The sequence below is a fragment of the Nitrosomonas sp. TNE100 genome (assembly GCF_055387135.1).
Genome location: NZ_AP040997.1, coordinates 354,262 through 375,328, shown reverse-complemented (window position 1 = coordinate 375,328; position 21,067 = coordinate 354,262). Strand labels below are relative to the sequence as shown.

The following is a 21,067-nucleotide window of genomic DNA, read 5'->3' as shown; positions in this document are numbered from 1 at the left end:
CCCCAGCTGGTTCTTCATCATATCTGCCATCCACCCCTTTTTGACACGTGAGCATAACAGTAGCAATTGATTGCATGGGTGGTGATCACGGCCCGCATGTCACGGTTCCGTCGGCTGTTGAATATCTGCGTCATGACCGCGACACCAACATTATCCTGGTTGGCAGGCCAGAGATCCTCACGAAGGAATTGAATGCGCTTAACATATCGCCTGACTCGCGACTCAGGCTGTATCCGGCAAGCGAGATCGTTGGTATGGATGAACATCCGGCTATCGCTCTACGCAACAAAAAAGACTCTTCCATGCGTGTAGCGCTTAACCTGGTCAAAAACGGTGAGGCGCAAGCATGCATCAGTGCAGGAAATACGGGAGCATTGCTGGCAACCTCACGCTTTGTACTCAAAACCATCCCGGGAATAGATCGCCCCGCATTGGCAGTCGTTCTGCCTACTATTTCAGGACATACCTATGTGCTGGATCTGGGGGCTAATGTCAACTGCACGGCTGAACACCTGTTCCAGTTTGGTGTAATGGGTGCAACACTGGTTTCATCTGTCGAGAACAAGCCCAATCCAAGTATTGGACTCTTAAATATTGGTGAGGAAGATATCAAGGGTAATGATGTCGTCAAACAGGCAGCGGGATTATTCCGTAGCAGCGGCCTGAATTTTTACGGCAACATTGAGGGGGATGATATTTATCGCGGGACGACCAACGTCGTAGTATGCGATGGTTTCGTTGGCAATGTCGCGCTCAAGACTTCGGAAGGATTGGCTCAGATGCTGGCCAGCTACCTGCGTGAGGAATTCAGACGCTCTTTATTCAGCAAGCTAGCAGGGTTGGTAGCTCTGCCGGTAATCAATGCCTTCAGGCGGCGCGTTGATCATCGACAGTACAATGGCGCCAGTCTGCTGGGATTGCGTGGTACTGTCATAAAAAGTCACGGATCTGCCGATAGCTTTGCATTTCGCTGCGCCATCAAACGTGCTGTAGATGAAATACGCGGTGGCACCTTGCGACGCATTGTCGAACATATCGAAACACTGCGATACAACATTGAGCAAAACATTACACAACCGGCATCAGTAGAGTGAGCAACTGAACATGGCTATGTATTCACGCATAATTGGTACCGGAAGCTATCTGCCGGAAAAAATCCTGACCAACCTGGAGCTTGAATCCATGGTTGATACCAGTGATGAATGGATACAGGCACGGACTGGCATCAAACAACGTCATATTGCTGCGCCGGGCCAGATGGCCAGCGACCTTGCTTTGGAGGCCAGTCGAAATGCCATCGAGGCTGCAGGTATTCAGGCAAGTGATATTGATCTGGTAATTGTTGCAACCACAACGCCGGATATGATTTTCCCAAGCACAGCTTGTATTCTGCAAAATAAACTCGGCATATCTGGTAGCCCTGCATTTGATGTTCAGGCCGTCTGTAGTGGGTTTATTTATGCCTTGGCTACAGCGGATATGTTCGTCAGCTCCGGAAAATCCCGTAACGCACTGATAGTTGGCAGCGAAGTATATTCCCGGATTATGGATTGGAACGACCGCAGCACTTGTGTTCTGTTTGGAGATGGCGCAGGTGCGGTAGTTCTTACCCGGGATCAAAAACCGGGAATTCTCTCATCCCATTTACACGCAGATGGAAGCTATAGTCAGGTTCTTTCAGCCCCTGCCTCTATTCATTCCGGAAAGATACAAGGCACACCCTTCATCACAATGGAAGGCAGCACGGTATTCAAATTTGCCGTTAAAGTCCTGGAAGAAGCGGTACTAGAAGCATTGCATGCAAATGATCTACAATCTTCCGATATCGACTGGCTGATCCCTCATCAGGCCAATATCCGTATTATCACCTCAACAGCGAAAAAGCTGGGTATACCTGAAGAGAAGGTAGTAGTGACTGTTACACAACATGGCAATACTTCAGCTGCTTCTGTACCGCTGGCACTGGATCAGGCAGTTCGAGACGGGCGTGTCCAGTCAGGCCAGCATGTTGTGCTGGAAGGTGTGGGAGGTGGATTCACCTGGGGATCAGTTCTGGTACGCTGGTAAAACATGAAGATTGCTTTTATTTTTCCCGGGCAGGGATCTCAGTCAGTCGGTATGATGGATGGTTATTCTGAACTTCCATCAATACGTGAGACGTTCAATGAAGCATCAGATATTCTGCAACAGGATCTGTGGTCGTTAGCCAGTAACGGACCAGCAGACACTTTGAATCTCACAACCAATACCCAGCCTGTCATGTTAACCGCTGACGTGGCCATCTACCGTGCATGGCAGCAGGCAGGAGGTACCCAACCACATTATCTGGCCGGTCATAGTCTTGGCGAATATGCTGCGCTGGTAGCTGCCGAATCGCTTAGTTTGGGTGATGCCCTGAAATTGGTTCGTCATCGCGCAGAAGTCATGCAAGAAACTGTTCCCGAAGGAACAGGAGGCATGGCAGCCATTGTCGGGCTGGATAATGACACCATTTCTTCAGTATGCGCTGAAGTAATAAATATGCTGCCAGATACATCACTGGAACCAGCGAACTTCAATGCCCCAGGCCAGGTCGTCATCGCTGGCCATTCTCAGGCAATTGCACAAGCAGTAACACTCGCAAAATCAAAAGGAGCAAAACTGGCGGTTATACTGCCAATGAGTATTCCTTCACACTGCTCACTCATGCAACCAGCAGCCGAGAAATTTGCACTTCTGCTGGAAAAAATCACATTCCAACCTCCCCGGATTCCTGTTTTGCACAACGTCGATGTCCAGCAGCACCCAGAAATAGCTTCTATTCGTGAGATACTTGCGCACCAGCTCGATAATCCGGTTCGCTGGACAGAGACAATTCAAGCCCTTGCGGGACTGGGTGTAAGACATGTTGTGGAGTGTGGTCCAGGCAAAGTGTTATCCGGACTGACGCGACGCATTGATAAGAATCTGGAGAATATTGCACTAACTGATTCCAACTCCTTTCTCAAAACGGTAGGAACGTTGAAATAGTACGTCAGTAATACATCATTAGAAATAACCCTTCCATCAATTCATAAACTCTCGGAATGATACTGGAACATAAAATTACACTGGTAACAGGAGCGAGTCGCGGCATCGGTAAAGCTATCGCTCTGGAGCTGGGAAAGTACGGTGCAACTATTATTGGCACTGCAACTTCCGAGAGCGGAGCTGACCATATCAATCAGTATCTGGGTGAGGCTCATGTATCAGGTATGGGTCTGGTTATGGATGTTAGCAATATCGAGCATATTAATAATGGTATTGAAACCATACAAAAATCGTTGGGTGATGTTGCAATACTGGTCAACAACGCCGGTATTACGCGTGACAACCTGCTTGCCCGCATGAAGGATGACGAATGGGATAGTGTCTTGCAGACCAACTTAAAATCCGTGTTTTGTTTAAGCCGCGCTGTCCTGCGCGCCATGATGAAAGCACGCAGTGGCCGCATTATTAATATCTCGTCAGTAGTCGGTACTACCGGGAATCCCGGGCAGACCAATTATGCAGCGGCCAAGGCTGGAATGATGGGCTTCAGCAAATCGCTTGCAAAAGAAATTGGTAGCAGAAACATTACCGTAAACTGTGTAGCCCCGGGGTTTATAGATACCGACATGACCCGTTCGCTCTCATCAGATCTGCAGCAATCACTCATCCAGCATATCCCTCTTGGGAGATTGGGTCGTCCGGAAGATGTTGCTGCGGCTGTTGTTTTCCTAGCCTCCCCAGCTGCAGACTATATTACTGGAGCCACACTACATGTAAACGGTGGAATGTATATGGAATGACCTGATTTCTGATATTTTTAGCAAACCCTTTCAAGATTATGGAACATTCATTATTTTTTTGTAGCAGTAAATGGCATCTGGCCTATATGACCGGGTAGATTTTGCCGGTTGTTTGAAATTTGTTAAACTTGCGAGAGTTTTTTACCTGATAAGGATGGGTATTCAATGGAAATTACTGAAATAGAACAGCGTATCAAGAAAATTGTAGCCGAGCAGCTAGGTGTTAACGAGTCAGAAGTTAAGAACGAATCCTCTTTCGTCAACGATCTGGGAGCGGATTCACTTGATACAGTTGAACTCGTCATGGCACTGGAAGAAGAATTTGAATGCGAAATTCCTGATGAACAAGCCGAAAAAATCAATACAGTTCAAGAGGCTATTGATTTCGTAGCTGCTAATACAACTCAGTAAGAATAATTTTTTCAATGATTCAGCGGAGTCGTTTTGTCCAAGCGTAAAATAGCCATTACCGGGTTAGGCATTGTCTCACCTATCGGCAATACGGTTCCCGAAGCATGGGGAAACGTAATTGCCGGGAAATCCGGTATTACACAAATCACACATTTTGATACATCAGATTTTTCCTCAAAAATTGCTGGGGAGGTCAAAGAATTCGAGATAACAGAGTATCTCTCTGCCAAGGAAGCACGCCGTATGGATATTTTTATCCAGTACGGGATGGCAGCGGCTATTCAAGCTGTCAAGGATGCCGGAATCAGTGATGTAACTCGATTCGATGCTGAGCGTATCGGTGTTAATATCGGCTCCGGAATCGGTGGCCTGCCCATGATTGAAAATACCAACGCAGCCTATCATGCGGGTGGCCCCCGAAAAATCTCTCCCTTCTTTATCCCCAGCACCATTATCAACATGGTGGCCGGTAATTTATCCATCATGTTTGGGTATAAAGGGCCCAATCTTGCCATTGTTACTGCCTGCACCACCGCTACACACTGCATTGGCAGCTCTGCCAGAATGATTGAGCACGGTGACGCGGATATTATGATCTGTGGTGGTGCAGAATCATGCATAACTCCGCTGGCTGTTGGGGGATTTGCCTCCGCCCGCGCCCTGTCATCAAACAATGACGATCCGGCGACAGCAAGCCGGCCATGGGATCTCAAAAGAGACGGATTTGTCTTGGGAGAAGGTGCAGGCATCCTGGTTCTGGAAGAGATGGAACACGCCAAAAAACGTGGCGCAAAGATTTATGCGGAGCTGGCCGGATTCGGCATGAGTGCGGATGCTTATCATATGACAGCCCCCTGTGAAGATGGTGAAGGTGCCGCTCGCTGCATGAAGAACGCATTATCTGACGCGCAGTTGAATCTGGAAGATATCCACTATATCAATGCACACGGAACATCAACGCCTTTGGGCGACATTGCAGAAACAGTTGCAGTCAAACGTTGCTTTGGAGCACACGCCGGAAGCCTGGCAATCAGTTCCACCAAATCGATGACCGGGCATTTGCTGGGTGCGGCAGGAGGTGTGGAAGCAATTTTCTCTACTCTGGCCATTTTCCATCAGATTGCTCCACCCACCATTAATCTTGATGAGCCTGATCCTGAATGTGATCTGGATTATGTACCCAACACTGCCAGAGAAATGAAAATTGACACCGCGCTGTCAAACTCATTCGGATTTGGTGGAACTAACGGTACATTAGTCTTTCGAAAAACCTGAATATCATTTCCCGTGTTTCTGGGATGTGGTATTTGGGAATAATCGAAATACATATGAGAATAACTGATTATGCTTTCCGGGGAAATATCTGGCATGATCAGTTAACCGAATACCTGAGTGTACTGACATGCCTGAATCGACACGTTCACTACGACTTCTGAGTTTCGTTCTTTTAGTCATTCTGGTTGTCAGCACGCTATTTTCCATATGGTTCTACCGCCTGGTCACAACACCAGTAGAACTTCCAGTCATACCCTGCGAGTTTTCAATTGAACCCCGAGGTAGTCTGCGTAATATCGCTCAACAATTAACCAATGCGGATATTCTCCCTAATGCATGGTCTTTCATACTTCTTGCACACATGACAGGATATAACGCATCGCTCAAAGCGGGTGAATATGAGCTTACCCAAAATTTGTCACCACTGGATCTGCTGGAATACCTGACTCAGGGAAGAGTCAAGCAACATACGATTACTTTTCTTGAGGGATGGACTTTCTCGCAATTTAGAAAAGTACTGGATGAACACCCGGCTATCCATCATGTATCAAGCGAATTCAGCAATTTAAAACTACTGGAGCTAATCGGGGCAAAAGAACCAGGAGTCGAGGGCATTTTTTTTCCGGATACTTATTTTTTTACCAAAAACAGCAGCGATCTGACAATTCTGAAACGTGCCTACCATGCCATGCAGCGACACCTTGAAACAGAATGGATTTCAAGACAAAAATCACTCCCGTTGAAGAACCAGTATGAAGGCCTGATTCTTGCTTCGATCATAGAGAAAGAAACGGGAAGAGACAATGAGCGCGCCTGGATTGCAGGTGTGTTTGTCAATCGTTTACGCCACAACATGAAACTCCAGACTGATCCAACAGTAATTTATGGCATGGGAGATAAGTTCGGTGGGAATCTGCGCAAGATCGATCTGCAGACCGATCATGCATACAATACCTATACCCGGCCCGGCCTGCCCCCCACCCCCATTGCCATGCCGGGACTGGCTTCCATCCGGGCAGCTTTTAACCCTGCTATTACTGATAAGCTCTACTTTGTTGCCAAAGGTGACGGAACTTCGCACTTCTCATCTACGCTTGAAGAACATAACCGTGCTGTTCTGAAATACCAGAAAAATCGTCCATAGAATATCCTGATCCTGAATCAAGATGATCTTTCTCTAATACGTTGTCACCCCCGGGAAGCCAACTCTAAACCCATGTCAACAGGCCCCGGGAATAACTTGAGCTTAACATGCAATTTTCACTCATTATTCCTACCCTGAACGAAGCTGGAAATATCGACCTCCTACTAACGAGTATTTTCTCTCATGATAACTTGGGAGATCAGTTTGAAGTCATTATCGTGGATGACAGTTCCACGGATGGCACTCCTGACAAAGTCAGAAAATGGCAAAACACTCATAACGTACATTTGATTGAAAGGCATGCACGGCCCGATCTAACTGCTTCTATTCTCGACGGAACAGCAGCCGCCAAGTATGAAGTCATTGCAGTCATGGATGCTGATTTGAGCCATCCGCCAGAACGATTGGCCTCACTGATCCAGCCGATTCTGGATGGCACTCACGACATAACGATCGGCAGTCGTTACATAGCTGGTGGCGATACTATCGGCTGGCCTTTCTATCGTCTCTGGCTGTCCCGGGCAGGGGGCTGGCTTGCACGCACTATTTGTGATGTAAATGACGCAACTTCGGGCTTCTTTGCTTTCCGAAAGGAGCTGATCAAAAATATTACAGAAAATGCTCGCGGCTATAAAATCCTACTGGAACTGCTGATGACAGGGCGTGAACAGCTGCGTGTAAAAGAAATCCCGATCCACTTTCACAATCGACTGCACGGAAGCTCCAAGCTCTCCCTTTCACATCATCTTACTTATCTGCAGCAACTCATTACACTGGCTGGTGGCACCGTCTCTTTCTACACAGCAAGCCGCTTTGCCATGGTTGGATTTTTAGGTGTCTTTGTCGATGTATTGATTTTTCAATGGATGACCGGGCAGGGTATCAGTCTGGCAACCGCACATATTTCCAGTTTCATCGCAGCAGCCAGCTTCAACTATGCTTTGAATACCAAATGGTCATTCCGGCTGCATCATTCAGGACATTTACATTGGAGCCAGTTCTCTCGCTTTCTGATCGTTGGAATATTTGCAATGCTCCTGAGAGGAGCCGTTCTGGCCTGGCTGGTCTATACCTGGAACATATCAACTGAATGGGCTATTTTCCCTGCGATTATCGCGACAGCTATTGTAAATTACCTTGGATCTGCTTTTTACGTATTCCCACGAACCAAGCCCGCTGTTTCTACCGATACGCGATGGCGCATTGCTGCCGTAGGTATTGTCTGTTTCGTCATCCTGTTGCGCCTGGTTTACATGAGTGTGGCGCAGCTAATCCCCGATGAAGCTTATTACTGGCAATACGCACAACATATGGATTTGAGCTTTTTTGATCATCCGCCGATGGTGGCCTGGTTGATCTGGCTGGGAACCGCGCTGGCTGGCCAGAATGAATTTGGAGTAAGAATCGGCGCCTTCTTGTGCGGATTGATCGCAATGGCTTATTTATACGCCCTTGCACGCAACCTCTACGATAAATCTACCGCTATGCGCTCAGTATTGCTGCTTGCCATCGTACCTTTTGGCTTTGCAGCAGGACTGGCAATGACACCAGATGCACCACTGGTTGCTGCTTGGGCAGCCACACTTTACTACATGGAGCGAGCCTTGCTCGCAAATCAGAATCGAGCATGGCTCGGGGTAGGTATTGCTTTCGGTCTTGGGATTCTGTCCAAATACACACTTGGACTGCTTGGCATCGCTGCACTGGTTTTCGCTATCCTGGATCCAGTTGCGCGCCGCTGGCTCTTGCGCCCACATCCCTATGTAGCTGTATTAATTGCGCTGATATTGTTCAGCCCCGTGATCATCTGGAATATGGAAAATGACTGGGCTTCCTTCCTGTTTCAGACCAATAGAGTTGGCAAAACACACCACGAATTTGCAACGCCTAAGTTAATACTTCAAATTGCAATTATGCTTACGCCAGTTGGACTGGCCGCAGCGGTACTTGCATTGCGTTCAGTTTTTCTGAGCTACCCCCAGACAACCCGTAAATCTCTTTTCATTGGCGTATTCACTGGGGTTCCACTAATGGTCTTTCTGATAGCCAGTACCTTCGGTTCTTTGCGCTTCCACTGGACTGGTCCACTCTGGTTAGCGTTGATACCCACCATGGCCTGGATGATCGGACAAAAGAATATATTCAAGAATATCTCGGGATGGCTGAGCGCTGCCTGGCAGCCAATGATCACCGTGTCATTACTGACCTACGCCTTCATTTTGCATTATGTCACGCTGGGAATACCTGGACTCCCTTATCAATTTCTGAGCGAGCATTATTTCTGGAGGGAAACCACAGCAGAAGTCGAAAAAATTGCTGATGAAATCAGGCAAACAACAGGAGAAGCACCAATTGTGGTCGGCATGAGCAAATGGTCAATAGCCAGTGCGCTTGCGTTTTACAATAATAATCACCCTGCCCTTGATATCCGATCCCGCAATCTGTTTGGCGAACACGCGGCCATGTACAGTTTTTGGTACCCGTCCGAATCCCCTACTAACCGGTCCATTCTGCTGATTGGAATGAAACGGCAGGCATTAGAATCAGGCTCGGCCGAAGGAAATTTTGAAAGAATGCTGATAAAACCTGGAAGTACGAATACTCGTGAAATCTATCGACATGATGGCGTTTTATTGCGTACTCTCTATTATCGTACTGCAGAAGGATATCGCGGCAATAATCTCACTCCATCATCAACATCTGCTTCTGTAGAAAACAGGTAGCCGCGCTTAGTGATTATGGCCAAAAAATAGCCCTATCAACCATATCGTACTGATCCCCAGAACGATAAGCGTGACCTGTTGAACAGTTGCACCGATCTCGGGACGCTTATGCAAGCTGGGAATCAGATCCGACATTGCTACATAAATCATGCTTGCTGCAGCAATAGCAAGTATTGGAGCAATCAGATGATCCAATTGATTCAGCATAAAATACCCCAGCAACCCTCCAAACACAGTTGCTGTGCTGGATAGCAGGTTAGACCAGAGTGCTCCCGCTCGTGTAAACCCTGAATTGAGCAAAATAATAAAATCCCCTGCTTCTTGTGGAATCTCATGTGCAGTAATCGCAATAGCCGTAACCATTCCCAATTGAATATCAGCCATAAAGGCTGTTGCAATCAGGATACCATCTACAAAATTATGAAAAGTGTCACCCAGTATAATCATCATGCCACTGCGGCCGTGATCGTGAACACCTACTACACCTCTGCCAGCTGTAGAAACTACCTGCGATGTGGGCTCATGTGCTTCACATTCTGATAAATGGCAATGGCGCCATAACAAAAGTTTTTCCAGAATAAAAAAAACAAGAATACCAAGTAACAAAATAAACGTCAGTTGTTTCGGTGTATCAGTGAGCTCCAATGCTTCAGGTAACGCATTCAGAAATGCCGCTCCAAGAAGCGCGCCGATAGCATATGAAATCAGTATATTGATCCATTTATCACTACGGACATTTAAAGCAAATAATGCTGCAAGTCCAATGCTCAGCAAACCACTTGCTACGCTGGCAAGCACAATCCAGGCTAACACCGACATAAATTATGTTTCCAGATGGGTCAGAAATATGCAGAACAGGCACACTATATCGCTCACGGATTATGTGCAATCGAGCATTAGTAAGGAAGAAAATTCGTCAAGATCTTTTAGGTAAATCCATGCTCAGGAACTGTAAAACAGGCGTGTTACTTCACATGCTCCCATCTTGGCGGGTATTAAACAAGAATTACTTATCAGGAAACTGCGTCATCCACAATAAACCAGCCATCCTTCCCGTTTTACCATCACGACGGTACGAATAAAACTTTTCAGGATTGCTGTACGTACACAAATTACCACCATAGATTTGGGAGACCCCGGCATGAGACAGCCTTTGGCGTGCCAGTTCAAAAAGATCTGCATACCATTTTCCTTTTTCTTTTCCTGGAAAAAATGCCCGCGCTGCCTGACAATCATACTCGGTAAATGTCGTTCGCACCTCGTCACCGACTTCAAAGTGCTGTGAACTGATTGCCGGACCAAGCCATGCGATTATTTGATCACTATGGCTGAATTCGCGTAATGCCTGAACTGTGTTTTCGATAATTCCCTTGGCCAACCCACGCCACCCGGCATGGGCAACGCCCACTACACTACCTGCCATGTCACACAATAATACCGGGAGACAATCCGCCACCAGAACTGCACATACCACTCCGGGATATCGGCTCATTGCAGCATCCCCCTCCAGCGCTTCACTATCAGAATCTACCCAAATTGCCCTGGAACCATGAACCTGGGTCAACCAGCGGGGATGATCGGGTAAATATTGACGCAACTGGTTTCGATTTAGTTGAACAACGTGTGGATTATCATCAACATGAACCGCCAGATTCAAGCCAGTGTAAGCTCTTTTTTCAGCCGTAACCCTCCCAACATTACGGGTGGTAAACATGGCGCGAACATTTGCGGGAGAAGGCCAGTCCGGTACAATCCTATCAATCATTAACCAAGAATTCTTGTCATTACAGGATCTAAATTTAGTAATCGCATCCACTCACTGCGTCACAGCTGGATACAGTTTAGAGAAGGTCTCACAAACCCGGCCAATTTGTTCAGCAGTATGCGCCGCATTAATGCTGCAACGTACCAATGATTTTCCTTCCGGAGCAGCAGGAGGCAACACCAAATTTACATAGATATCGTGCGCCATCAATCCGTTCCACAGGGTCAGCGCCTGTTTAGGGCTGTCAAGTAAAACGGCTACTATAGGTCCGGGCTCTGGGCCCAGACAATACCCAGTTTCTTTAAGGCAGGAATAAAGCTGGTGAGCATTCCTCCATAGCTGTTCACGTAATGAATACCCATCACGCAACAACTTCAAAGCAGCACGTGTGGAAGCAATTGTTGCTGGGGAAGGGGAAGCTGTAAATATGTACGGATGGCTTATATACCGAAGCTGATTAAGCTGGGGATGATTACTGACGCAAAAGCCGCCGATACCACACAGACTTTTACTAAAAGTTCCAGTTATAAAATCAACTTCGTCAATCATCCTGGCTTTTTCTACCAACCCCTGCCCGGTTTCTCCAAGAACACCGAGTGAATGCGCCTCATCAAGTAGCAGAGTGCTCTGGTAGACATTTTTCAATTTCACGATCTCAGCCAGAGGAGCCTGATCACCCAGCATGCTGTAAATACCCTCAATAACGATCAGTGTATTACGGCTGCGATCACCCAGCCTGCGAAGGCGTTTCTCAAGATCGACTACATCATTATGGCGAAAACGGATAACATCCGCTCCACTTAGAATACATCCATCATAGATACTGGCATGTGCATCCCCATCAATCAGCACAACATCACCAACCCCCGCCAACCCAGAAATAGTTCCCAGATTAGCTTGATAGCCTGTTGTAAAAACAATACATTCGCGGCAGTGATAAAACTCTGCCAACTCGCGTTCCAGCGCCCGATGCCCGTAATAATTACCATTGGCCATACGTGAACCGGTGGTACCAGTACCTTCCCGATCAATAGCCTTATGAGCAGCCTCTCTGCATTCAGAAGAAAAGCTGAGCCCAAGATAGTTGTTCGTACCCAGCATTAATACTCGATGCTCCCCGATTCTGGCTTCCGTCGCAGAGTAGGATTCATCTATGGGGATACCAAAAGCAGCGAGCCCCTCGGGTAATTGTGCTTTCCTTGCTGCTGCAGCTGCATCAAGTTTTTCCAGCAGATTCATTATGATGATGATTTAATTTTATAAATCAGATTGGCAAGATCCTGAACCGTCAGGACATCCACAAGTGCATTCAACGGAACTGAGATATCGAACTGATCTTCAATTTCCATTATGAGATTCAACAGTTTGACTGAATCAATCGCAAGATGTGTAATGAGATTAGTTTCTGGAGATATCTCTGCTTCAACATCTGTAAAACAAGCCAGACGCTGACAAAGCAGTCCAGTAATTTGTGTTTGGGTTATTTTAGACATGAGATCAATCTCGGAACAGTGTATATCAACAAATTTATTTCCGGATCGAGAAACATGAAAGTCGCGTATTGTCGCATGAAGTATTTTCGAATGCTTCAGGAATAAATATTGTTACATTTTGACAAGTGATGGCAAGGCTGTTTGTAACTTGATTGTCGGATGCCAGCCAACTAGCTCTTTCCTCAGGAAAGAAATATCACAGGTCCAGTCAGAATGCTGAAGTTCCATCACCTTTCCTGGTGTCAGCATTGGAGCGTAATTCAAAAGATGAGCCAACCACAAATTAAAACGAGCCAACATACATATACTGCTTGCCGGTATCTGGAAACAACGTACCGGCTTCCCTAGAACTTGCTGTGCAATCATGGCTATCGATGTATAGTTGTACCCATCTGATGTGCCGTCATCAATTGCATAAATACCGCCCACGGGACGGGTTGTCTCAAGCCAGCAATAAATAGCAGCAACCAAATCATCAACATGTATCAAGCCGAAACGATTATCCGGATTTCCAGGAACAGGGAGTATACCGTATCGCATAGATCGAAAAAAAGGTAGCATCGCTTTGTCACCAGGGCCGTAAACTGCAGCTGGCCTGTATATAACAGATGCTAACCGTCCAGAAAATCTCGGGATTTGTTCTTCGGCCTCAAATTTGCTTCGTGCATACCAGGAAAGAAGTGGTTCACGCGCTGCCAGAGAAGAAATGTGTAAAAATCTTGAGCAAGAAGTTGAGTCAGAAGCTACCCGTAATATATTTCTCGTTCCAATTACATTGGTCTGGTAGAAATCATCCCAAGATTTTCCTTTGACTACACCGGCACAATGTATAACAGCTTCAGCGCCAGAAACAAGGTCACGCAACGCATTATTACAACCAAGATCTCCAGAAATCCACTCTATGAATGGACTATCTTTTTGTGAAGATATACATCTTGCCAATGCACGGATTTTCCATCCAGATTCAGCCAACTTAGCAATAAGTATGCGGCCAATAAATCCTGTAGCACCTGTTACTGCAACAGTTCTAACCATAAAGTACTACCGGATGCGAGAAGAAATCTTTTGACTCCTTCCCCTAAAGAAATAAGCAGATTTTACTGATGAAGGATTAGCTATTCTATTAGCCGACTGTATAACTGGTAGCAGCAGGTTGTTCCATATTTGTACGCCGCAAAAACCCCTGTCGTGCCGCAAAGCGCGATAATTTTCCTGAAGATGTCCGTGGCAAAGTATGTGGGGGCACCAGCTCAACCAAACAACTTACCCCAAATGCCATATATACCATCTGCTGAAGCCTGTTAATGAGTGCTTGTCGATCTACTGCTGAAGCCAGCCTGCATTCCACAACCAAAACGACTGACGTCGAGCCATTTTCATCGCTGATTCCAAAAGCAGAAGCTTCACGGGTTCTGACTTCTGGCTGCTGTTCAGCCAGTTCTTCCACATCCTGCGCTCGAATATTTCTACCATTAACAATAATGACATCTGTTCGTCTCCCTGTGATATATAAATCACCTTCAAACAGAAAACCAATATCTCCAGTATCTAACCATCCATCTGATCTGATCGCTCTGGCAGTCTCTTCCGCGTTGTTAAAGTAGCCATTCATCACACTTTCCCCTTTGACTAGAATACTACCCACCATCAAATGGGGAACTTCCTGATCAGCGTCATCGACAACTCTGATTTCATGGCCTGGCAACGGACGTCCGCAATTCACAAACTCATTAAATTTCCTGCCATCTGCCTGAACTCTTACTGCTATCTTTTTTTCGATCAAAGTCTTGGCATCTACACGTAAACTTTTCACTCCTTGATTGATATCAGGGAAAGACACAGCCAAAGTAGATTCAGCCAGACCATAACAAGGCAAGAAAGCATCTTCATTAAATCCCGCTGCTGAAAACTTGGCTGAAAAACTTTTCAATGTATCGAGCCGGATCATCTCAGCCCCAACACCAGCGGCACGCCAGCAACTTAAGTCCAGATCCATTAAATCAGAATCGCGTGCGCGCAAAGTGCATAACTTGAGACCAAAAGGCTGACTAAAGGCAATAGTACAGCGATTACGACTGATCAATTTAAGCCATTGCAAAGGACGAACAGCGAAATCCCGGGTTGCCAAATAATCAACGGATAACTGGGCAGCCAAAGGAGCCAACACCAAGCCAACCAAACCCATATCATGGTAAAAAGGTAGCCACGAAGCGCATCGATCACCGGGTCTCACATCAAGACCATTGCAAACGATGCCACGCAGATTAGTCATTAAAGCCCGCTCAGTAATAACTACTCCTCTCGGCAAACGAGTACTGCCGGAAGTAAATTGCAGATAAGCCGTTTCATCCGGGGTATTTGGAGAAAGCGCCACATCAGCTTCAGGTAATAGATTCAATTGCTCAGGTGTGCCACTCCATTTGAGTTCACTGCTTCCCAGACTCTCAACTACCTCATTGAGAAACTCAATAAAATCAAGATTAGCTATTGCAACGCTTGCCCCACTGCCCCCAAGCATCCCTTTTAACTGCTGTACATAAATCGCACGGCTACCAAGATTAACGGGCACCGGCATGGCAAATGGAACAAGGCCCGCAAACCGGCAGGCAAAAAACAGCTCAACAAACTCCGGAGTAGTATCAGCGATCAGAGCAACGCGGCTGTTGCGTGCCAGCCCAAGGCCAGACAGCCGTCTTGCAATTATTTTTGCATTAGCGCATAAATTTTTATATGTAAGTACAGACTTGAGATTACCTTTCGCGTCATAGAAGTTATGTCCAGTTTCTCCTTGTGCTGCGTACTCAAGCGACTCCACCAATGTTGTAAAATCAGCTCTTCTCTGGTTCAACAAATTAATTGTGGGCGTTGCCGAAACAACACCTGCTTCGGAAGATAGGGAATTACCTTCTTGCGCCGGCAGAACATCCAATTTGGCTATTATCGAACTCAAAATCTTCCCCTAGAAATATTTTATGGCCAATTTGCTGAATAGATCGAATGCGCGCACTAAAGAATTAATCAATTTAGCCAAGATAATCAAAAGCCTATCTTGCTCCACGCACCGTATTCACTTCATGATATGTATGGGCTGCGAGCTTATAGAAGCGCTGTTTAACTGTCAAGACAACACCGAATTTAGTGTTGTATTATAGCAACAGTCACTTCCAAAATAAACGTTTACGCAGCATGCTTACTTGGTTCATCTATATAGTCACACACTGTGTTCTGCGAAACGAGATGACTGCTGCAACGAAGGCAATAAATTCATATTCATAACAAGCGCAATATCACGGATCCATCCATGGAGCCCATTCTCACGAATTTTTCTGTAGTGTCTTGCAAAGGGCTTGATTAAAAACTCCTTCTTCAGTAGTTAGATTTACCGCGATTCATCGACGTTAAACAGATACATCTGCACATACTCATTTGTAGTATTCTCGCGAATATCATATAGACGATGTCATAAATTCTTATAACTAATCTGATGCTTCTAAATATTCGGCCATAGTATAGGTAAAATAACCAACCTGTTATTCAAACGGAAATAAATTTAATGATGCTATCACCCTCAGGCAAACAACACGATATAGAATGAAACAACAAAATATACAGACACTTAGAATCAGCTTATTGCTACTGTTCATGATGTTGTCACTCATGCCTTGTGTTTATGCTGGCAGCTGGGTACGCCCACCCGATGACATAGACATTTTCGGGCAAATTCAGACAGTCACAGCCAGTCGCTCTGAAACTCTACTCGATGTGGCGCGCCGTTATGACATTGGCCAGGATGAAATGATGCTGGCCAACCCCAATGTAAATCGCTGGCTGCCTGAAGAAGGGGCAAAAGTTATTTTGCCACTGCGCTTTATCATTCCTCAGGCTGAACGTACCGGACTTGTAATAAATCTACCAGAAATGCGGCTTTATTATTTCCCCAAACCAATAAAAGGGCAAAAACCAGAGATTATTACTCATCCTGTCAGTATTGGCAGGATGGATTGGAACACACCGCTGGGCAAAACCACTATCGTCAGAAAACAAAAAGACCCTACATGGACCCCCCCCCAATCACTCCGGAAAGAAGCAATAGAGGAAGGCAGGCCTCCGTTATTGGATGTCGTTCCAGCCGGACCGGACAACCCTCTCGGGAAATATGCACTCTATCTGGGCTTGCCTGGATACCTCATCCACGGCACCAACAAGCCGCTTGGTGTAGGGATGCGTGTCACACATGGCTGCATGCGCCTATATCCGGAAGATATCGAGGAACTGTTTAATCTTATTCCTACAGGCACGCCGGTACAAATAGTCAATCAGCCTATCAAACTGGGATGGCAGGGTGATCTCTTATACATCGAGCTTCACCCACCACTGGAGGAAGAAAATATTACACCTCTCGACTTTGAACAGGAAATCCATCGCACAATTTTGGAATTCTTCGAAAGAACATCGAAGGATACTGACGGTAGAATAACACGGAATATCAAAATCGACCAACAAGCTCTGGAGTCAGCAATTCAAGCCAGAGATGGTATACCCACTTTAATTTCTGAAGATTAACAAAAGACTGATACTCAAATATATTTAACATCCAATATTTCATATTCCCGGATACCACCAGGAGCTTGAACTTCAGCCACATCTCCCGCATATTTACCAATTAATGCCCGCGCAATAGGAGAGCTGATAGAGATTTTACCTTCCTTAATATCAGCTTCATCATCTCCCACAACCTGATAGGTAACTGCCGTATTAGTATCCAGATCCACGAGATCAACAGTTGCGCCAAATACACATGCACCATCCGCATTCAATGCTGCAGGATTAATAATTTGAGCATTAGATAGCTTACTTTCCAACTCCGCAATACGTCCTTCTATGAATCCCTGCTTTTCTTTTGCAGCATCATATTCAGCATTCTCGGACAAATCTCCATGGGAACGAGCTTCTGCAATAGCAGCAATTATTGCAGGACGATGAACAGTCTTCATTTCATGCAACTCAGCACGCAACTTCTCTGCACCAGATTGCGTAATTGGAATAGCATTCATAACTTAATTTCTCTTTCTATGAAAAACAATAAAAAACAGAATCTGTTGAATCTGTTAAATAATAACGAATCATTTTAATGTTACAAATTATGAATTCATAGCCACATCTGATTGAAGAAGCAAGGGATTAATTACCAGAAATAGCTTTAAGCAGGAATTCATAAAACTTGAAGAGTATTGTTGCCTAGGAGACAAGATTTTGCAAACGATAAACCCACAACTCCTGGCAATTTGCCATGCCTGTACAGGCGGCACGCGCACCAGCTACCGTTGTATAATAAGTCGTTCTGGCCTGCAAAGCGGCACGCCGAATCGAATATGAGTCACGCACAGCACTCCTCTTATTGGAGACTGTATTGAGGATCAGAGAGATTTCACCATTCTTGATCATATCTACAATATGCGGCCGGCCCTCAGCCACTTTATTGACAGTCACAACTGGCAATCCAGCCTGAGATAGGCTGTATGCCGTACCTTTCGTAGCATAAAGCGAAAATCCCAGTTTGATCAATCTCGCAGCGATCGAAACAACCTCCGGCTTGTCACCATCCCTGACACTGATAAACACATTGCCTGAAACAGGTAATTGAACACCTGCTGCAAGTTGTGATTTGAAAAATGCTTCTGCAAAGGTTTTACCGATTCCCATTACCTCACCAGTCGATTTCATCTCCGGCCCAAGTATGGTATCGACTCCTGAAAACTTAGCAAATGGGAAAACAGCCTCTTTTACTGAAAAATGGGCTAGGTGGACTTCTCTGGTAATACCCTGATCAGCCAATGTTCTTCCCGCCATACAACGGGCCGCAATTTTAGCCAGCTGCAAACCGGTCGCTTTAGAAACAAAGGGAACTGTGCGCGATGCTCTGGGGTTAACTTCCAGTACATATACAACATTATCCTGTATGGCGAACTGTATGTTCATCAGCCCTCTGACATTCAGCGCACGTGCCATGGCCCCGGTTTGCCTACGCAACTCATCTTGCAAAGAAGTGGAAAGACTAAAAGGAGGTAACGAACAGGCAGAGTCGCCAGAATGAACGCCAGCCTGCTCAATATGTTCCATAATCCCGCCTACCAGAACGGTTTCTCCGTCAAAAATCGCATCAACATCCACCTCAATCGCATTGTTAAGATAATGATCCAACAGCACGGGTGAATCATTGGATACCTTCACGGCTTCCTGCATATAACGCTCCAGATCACGCGCCTCATGCACAATTTCCATAGCGCGTCCGCCCAATACATAGCTTGGTCTGACGACAAGTGGATAACCGATATTATCCGCTGCTGCCAAAGCTGTTTCTGGAGTACGCGCGGTAAAATTAGGAGGTTGCTTAAGCCCCAAACCCTGCAGCATCGCCTGGAATCGCTCACGATCCTCGGCACAGTCAATCATATCCGGGCTTGTACCAATAATAGGCACTTCATTTTCTTCCAGCTCACGCGCCAGCTTCAGCGGAGTCTGACCGCCATATTGCACAATGACACCAACCGGTTTTTCTACTGCGACAATTTCCAGCACATCTTCAAGCGTAAGGGGCTCAAAATACAGCCGATCCGAAACATCATAATCCGTTGAAACGGTTTCCGGATTACAGTTAATCATGATTGTTTCATACTGGTCTTCACGCAATGCCAAGGCTGCGTGTACACAACAATAATCAAATTCAATACCCTGACCGATACGATTCGGCCCACCGCCCAGTACCATGATTTTCTTTTTATCAGATGGGCGAGATTCGCACTCTTCCTCATAGGTTGAGTACATGTAGGCTGTCTGCGTATCAAATTCGGCTGCACAAGTATCTACTCGCTTGTAGACCGGGCGCAAGTCCAGCTGATGTCGTCTGGCACGCACCTTGCTTTGGCTTGTATCAAGCAGCACCGCCAAACGCCGATCCGAGAAGCCACTGCGCTTCAATTGGCGCAGTTCGCTCCGGTCTAGCGTAGCCAGCTGCCTGCCCGTAAGTGCTTGCTCTTGCCTTACCAGATCCTCAATCTGCACCAGAAACCAGGGGTCAATTCGGGTAAGCGCATGAACCTCATCAAAAGGAACATTGCAACGGAAGGCATCAGCAACATACCATAACCGTTCTGGCCCCGGGTGGCCCAATTCAGCTTTAATGATCTCGGTATCTGCAGTTTTTTCATCCAATCCATCCACACCGGTTTCTAATCCGCGCAATGCCTTCTGTAGTGACTCCTGAAAAGTGCGGCCAATCGCCATGACCTCACCTACTGATTTCATTTGTGTCGTCAGACGATCATTCGCCTGTGGAAACTTCTCGAACGCAAAACGCGGCACCTTGGTTACCACATAATCAATAGTCGGCTCAAACGAGGCCGGAATAACACCATCTGCTATATCGTTACCCAGCTCATTAAGTGTATAACCAACCGCCAATTTGGCTGCAACCTTGGCAATAGGAAAACCCGTCGCTTTCGAAGCCAGCGCAGATGAACGTGATACCCGTGGATTCATTTCGATCACAAGCATGTTTCCATTTTCAGGATTAATGGCAAACTGGACGTTGGAACCACCCGTTTCCACTCCGATCTCCCTAAGCACCGCAATGGAAGCATCACGCATGCGCTGATATTCTTTGTCTGTCAGTGTCTGGGCAGGTGCAACAGTGATCGAATCGCCCGTATGAACACCCATAGGATCAACATTCTCGATGGCGCAGACAATGATGCAGTTATCCTGTTTATCACGGATAACTTCCATTTCAAATTCTTTCCAGCCGATAACAGATTCTTCGATCAACAATTCCCGTGTGGGTGAAGCCTCCAGGCCACGCTCACAGATCTCTACAAATTCTTCCCGATTATAGGCAATACCGCCACCACTCCCCCCTAACGTAAAAGAAGGTCGGATAATTACCGGGTAACCAATCACTGCTTGCGCCCGCATGGCTTCTTCCATACTGTGCGCCATAGCAGAACGCGCCGATTGCAACCCTATCCGCGTCATCGCCTGCTTAAATTTCTCACGATCCTCCGCCATATCAATGGCTTCACGAGAAGCGCCAATAAGTACCACACCGTATTTTTCCAGTACGCCATGTCGAACCAGGTCCAAAGCACAATTAAGTGCAGTTTGCCCACCCATAGTCGGCAGTAATGCATCCGGTCGTTCTATCTCGATTACCTTTTCTACTACCTGCCAAGTAATCGGTTCTATATAGGTAGCATCGGTCAACTCCGGATCAGTCATGATCGTCGCCGGATTGGAATTGATCAGAATGACACGATAACCTTCTTCTCGTAATGCCCGGCAGGCTTGCACACCAGAATAGTCAAATTCACATGCCTGACCGATAACAATCGGCCCGGCACCAATAATGAGGATGGATTTCAGATCGGTACGCTTAGGCATTTAAGTAGAAG

General features: G+C 46.3%; 17 protein-coding genes. 9 read left to right on the top strand and 8 right to left on the bottom strand.

Going from position 1 to position 21,067, the window contains the following annotated elements:
* Window positions 1-47: 47 nt before the first annotated feature.
* The 8 genes from plsX to ACZ5EJ_RS01820 all read left to right on the top strand — a co-directional run bounded on the left by plsX (window position 48) and on the right by ACZ5EJ_RS01820 (window position 9,362).
* Window positions 48-1,094, top strand: a complete 1,047-nt coding sequence (gene plsX, locus ACZ5EJ_RS01855) for a phosphate acyltransferase PlsX (protein WP_074709557.1) — start codon at window positions 48-50, stop codon at window positions 1,092-1,094.
* Window positions 1,095-1,110: 16 nt separating this feature from the next.
* Window positions 1,111-2,067 carry a beta-ketoacyl-ACP synthase III gene (locus ACZ5EJ_RS01850; RefSeq protein WP_041353666.1) on the top strand — a complete coding sequence of 319 codons (957 nt, stop codon included), beginning with the start codon at window positions 1,111-1,113 and terminating at the stop codon, window positions 2,065-2,067.
* 3 nt (window positions 2,068-2,070) lie between these two features.
* The gene (gene fabD / locus ACZ5EJ_RS01845) at window positions 2,071-3,009 is read left to right on the top strand and encodes an ACP S-malonyltransferase (RefSeq protein ID WP_011633588.1); all 939 of its coding nucleotides are present in this window, start codon (window positions 2,071-2,073) and stop codon (window positions 3,007-3,009) included.
* Between the two features lie 56 nt (window positions 3,010-3,065).
* The gene (gene fabG / locus ACZ5EJ_RS01840) at window positions 3,066-3,809 is read left to right on the top strand and encodes a 3-oxoacyl-ACP reductase FabG (RefSeq protein WP_074455385.1); all 744 of its coding nucleotides are present in this window, start codon (window positions 3,066-3,068) and stop codon (window positions 3,807-3,809) included.
* Window positions 3,810-3,980: 171 nt separating this feature from the next.
* Window positions 3,981-4,220, top strand: coding sequence for an acyl carrier protein (gene acpP, locus ACZ5EJ_RS01835; RefSeq protein ID WP_107818309.1), 240 nt, complete (start codon window positions 3,981-3,983; stop codon window positions 4,218-4,220).
* A 33-nt stretch (window positions 4,221-4,253) separates the two neighbouring features.
* Window positions 4,254-5,495 (top strand): beta-ketoacyl-ACP synthase II, encoded by a 1,242-nt coding sequence (gene fabF, locus ACZ5EJ_RS01830; RefSeq protein ID WP_011633585.1) that lies wholly within the window; start codon window positions 4,254-4,256, stop codon window positions 5,493-5,495.
* A gap of 127 nt (window positions 5,496-5,622) precedes the next feature.
* Window positions 5,623-6,639: an endolytic transglycosylase MltG gene (gene mltG / locus ACZ5EJ_RS01825; RefSeq protein WP_074455384.1), complete on the top strand. Its 1,017-nt coding sequence runs from the start codon at window positions 5,623-5,625 to the stop codon at window positions 6,637-6,639.
* Window positions 6,640-6,746: 107 nt separating this feature from the next.
* Entirely contained in the window at window positions 6,747-9,362 is a 2,616-nt protein-coding gene (locus tag ACZ5EJ_RS01820; protein WP_074455383.1) for a glycosyltransferase family 39 protein, read from the top strand.
* Between the two features lie 6 nt (window positions 9,363-9,368).
* On the opposite strand, the gene ACZ5EJ_RS01815 is transcribed toward ACZ5EJ_RS01820, so the two are convergent.
* From ACZ5EJ_RS01815 to ACZ5EJ_RS01790, 6 genes are all read right to left on the bottom strand, one after another.
* Complete coding sequence (locus ACZ5EJ_RS01815) at window positions 9,369-10,181, bottom strand: ZIP family metal transporter (protein WP_011633582.1); 813 nt, start codon at window positions 10,179-10,181, stop codon at window positions 9,369-9,371.
* A 187-nt stretch (window positions 10,182-10,368) separates the two neighbouring features.
* Window positions 10,369-11,127 carry a peptidoglycan editing factor PgeF gene (gene pgeF / locus ACZ5EJ_RS01810; protein ID WP_074455382.1) on the bottom strand — a complete coding sequence of 253 codons (759 nt, stop codon included), beginning with the start codon at window positions 11,125-11,127 and terminating at the stop codon, window positions 10,369-10,371.
* A 51-nt stretch (window positions 11,128-11,178) separates the two neighbouring features.
* Complete coding sequence (gene spt, locus ACZ5EJ_RS01805; protein ID WP_074455381.1) at window positions 11,179-12,366, bottom strand: serine palmitoyltransferase; 1,188 nt, start codon at window positions 12,364-12,366, stop codon at window positions 11,179-11,181.
* Window positions 12,366-12,620 carry an acyl carrier protein gene (locus tag ACZ5EJ_RS01800; protein ID WP_011633579.1) on the bottom strand — a complete coding sequence of 85 codons (255 nt, stop codon included), beginning with the start codon at window positions 12,618-12,620 and terminating at the stop codon, window positions 12,366-12,368. The genes spt and ACZ5EJ_RS01800 overlap by 1 nt, the downstream gene beginning before the upstream one ends.
* A 111-nt stretch (window positions 12,621-12,731) precedes the next feature.
* Window positions 12,732-13,655: an NAD-dependent epimerase/dehydratase family protein gene (locus tag ACZ5EJ_RS01795; protein WP_011633578.1), complete on the bottom strand. Its 924-nt coding sequence runs from the start codon at window positions 13,653-13,655 to the stop codon at window positions 12,732-12,734.
* Between the two features lie 88 nt (window positions 13,656-13,743).
* Window positions 13,744-15,570 (bottom strand): fatty acyl-AMP ligase, encoded by a 1,827-nt coding sequence (locus ACZ5EJ_RS01790; protein ID WP_074455380.1) that lies wholly within the window; start codon window positions 15,568-15,570, stop codon window positions 13,744-13,746.
* A gap of 641 nt (window positions 15,571-16,211) precedes the next feature.
* Between ACZ5EJ_RS01790 and ACZ5EJ_RS01785 the strand changes: the two genes are divergently transcribed.
* On the top strand, window positions 16,212-17,183 hold the full coding sequence (locus ACZ5EJ_RS01785) for a L,D-transpeptidase family protein (RefSeq protein ID WP_074455379.1): 972 nt from the start codon (window positions 16,212-16,214) through the stop codon (window positions 17,181-17,183).
* A gap of 14 nt (window positions 17,184-17,197) precedes the next feature.
* Here the strand turns inward: ACZ5EJ_RS01785 and greA are convergent, their stop codons facing one another.
* On the bottom strand, window positions 17,198-17,674 hold the full coding sequence (gene greA, locus ACZ5EJ_RS01780; protein WP_011633575.1) for a transcription elongation factor GreA: 477 nt from the start codon (window positions 17,672-17,674) through the stop codon (window positions 17,198-17,200).
* Between the two features lie 184 nt (window positions 17,675-17,858).
* Entirely contained in the window at window positions 17,859-21,056 is a 3,198-nt protein-coding gene (gene carB / locus ACZ5EJ_RS01775; RefSeq protein ID WP_074455378.1) for a carbamoyl-phosphate synthase large subunit, read from the bottom strand.
* Between the last annotated feature and the right edge of the window lie 11 nt (window positions 21,057-21,067).

Bases quoted from the DNA above. Each gene is read 5' to 3' on its own strand.
- ACZ5EJ_RS01850 (WP_041353666.1), top strand. From the start codon at position 1,111: ATGTATTCACGCATAATTGGTACCGGAAGCTATCTGCCGGAAAAAATC.
- fabD (WP_011633588.1), top strand. From the start codon at position 2,071: ATGAAGATTGCTTTTATTTTTCCCGGGCAGGGATCTCAGTCAGTCGGT.
- fabG (WP_074455385.1), top strand. From the start codon at position 3,066: ATGATACTGGAACATAAAATTACACTGGTAACAGGAGCGAGTCGCGGC.
- mltG (WP_074455384.1), top strand. From the start codon at position 5,623: ATGCCTGAATCGACACGTTCACTACGACTTCTGAGTTTCGTTCTTTTA.
- ACZ5EJ_RS01820 (WP_074455383.1), top strand. From the start codon at position 6,747: ATGCAATTTTCACTCATTATTCCTACCCTGAACGAAGCTGGAAATATC.
- ACZ5EJ_RS01815 (WP_011633582.1), bottom strand. From the start codon at position 10,181: ATGTCGGTGTTAGCCTGGATTGTGCTTGCCAGCGTAGCAAGTGGTTTG.
- pgeF (WP_074455382.1), bottom strand. From the start codon at position 11,127: ATGATTGATAGGATTGTACCGGACTGGCCTTCTCCCGCAAATGTTCGC.
- spt (WP_074455381.1), bottom strand. From the start codon at position 12,366: ATGAATCTGCTGGAAAAACTTGATGCAGCTGCAGCAGCAAGGAAAGCA.
- ACZ5EJ_RS01800 (WP_011633579.1), bottom strand. From the start codon at position 12,620: ATGTCTAAAATAACCCAAACACAAATTACTGGACTGCTTTGTCAGCGT.
- ACZ5EJ_RS01795 (WP_011633578.1), bottom strand. From the start codon at position 13,655: ATGGTTAGAACTGTTGCAGTAACAGGTGCTACAGGATTTATTGGCCGC.
- ACZ5EJ_RS01785 (WP_074455379.1), top strand. From the start codon at position 16,212: ATGAAACAACAAAATATACAGACACTTAGAATCAGCTTATTGCTACTG.
- greA (WP_011633575.1), bottom strand. From the start codon at position 17,674: ATGAATGCTATTCCAATTACGCAATCTGGTGCAGAGAAGTTGCGTGCT.
- carB (WP_074455378.1), bottom strand. From the start codon at position 21,056: ATGCCTAAGCGTACCGATCTGAAATCCATCCTCATTATTGGTGCCGGG.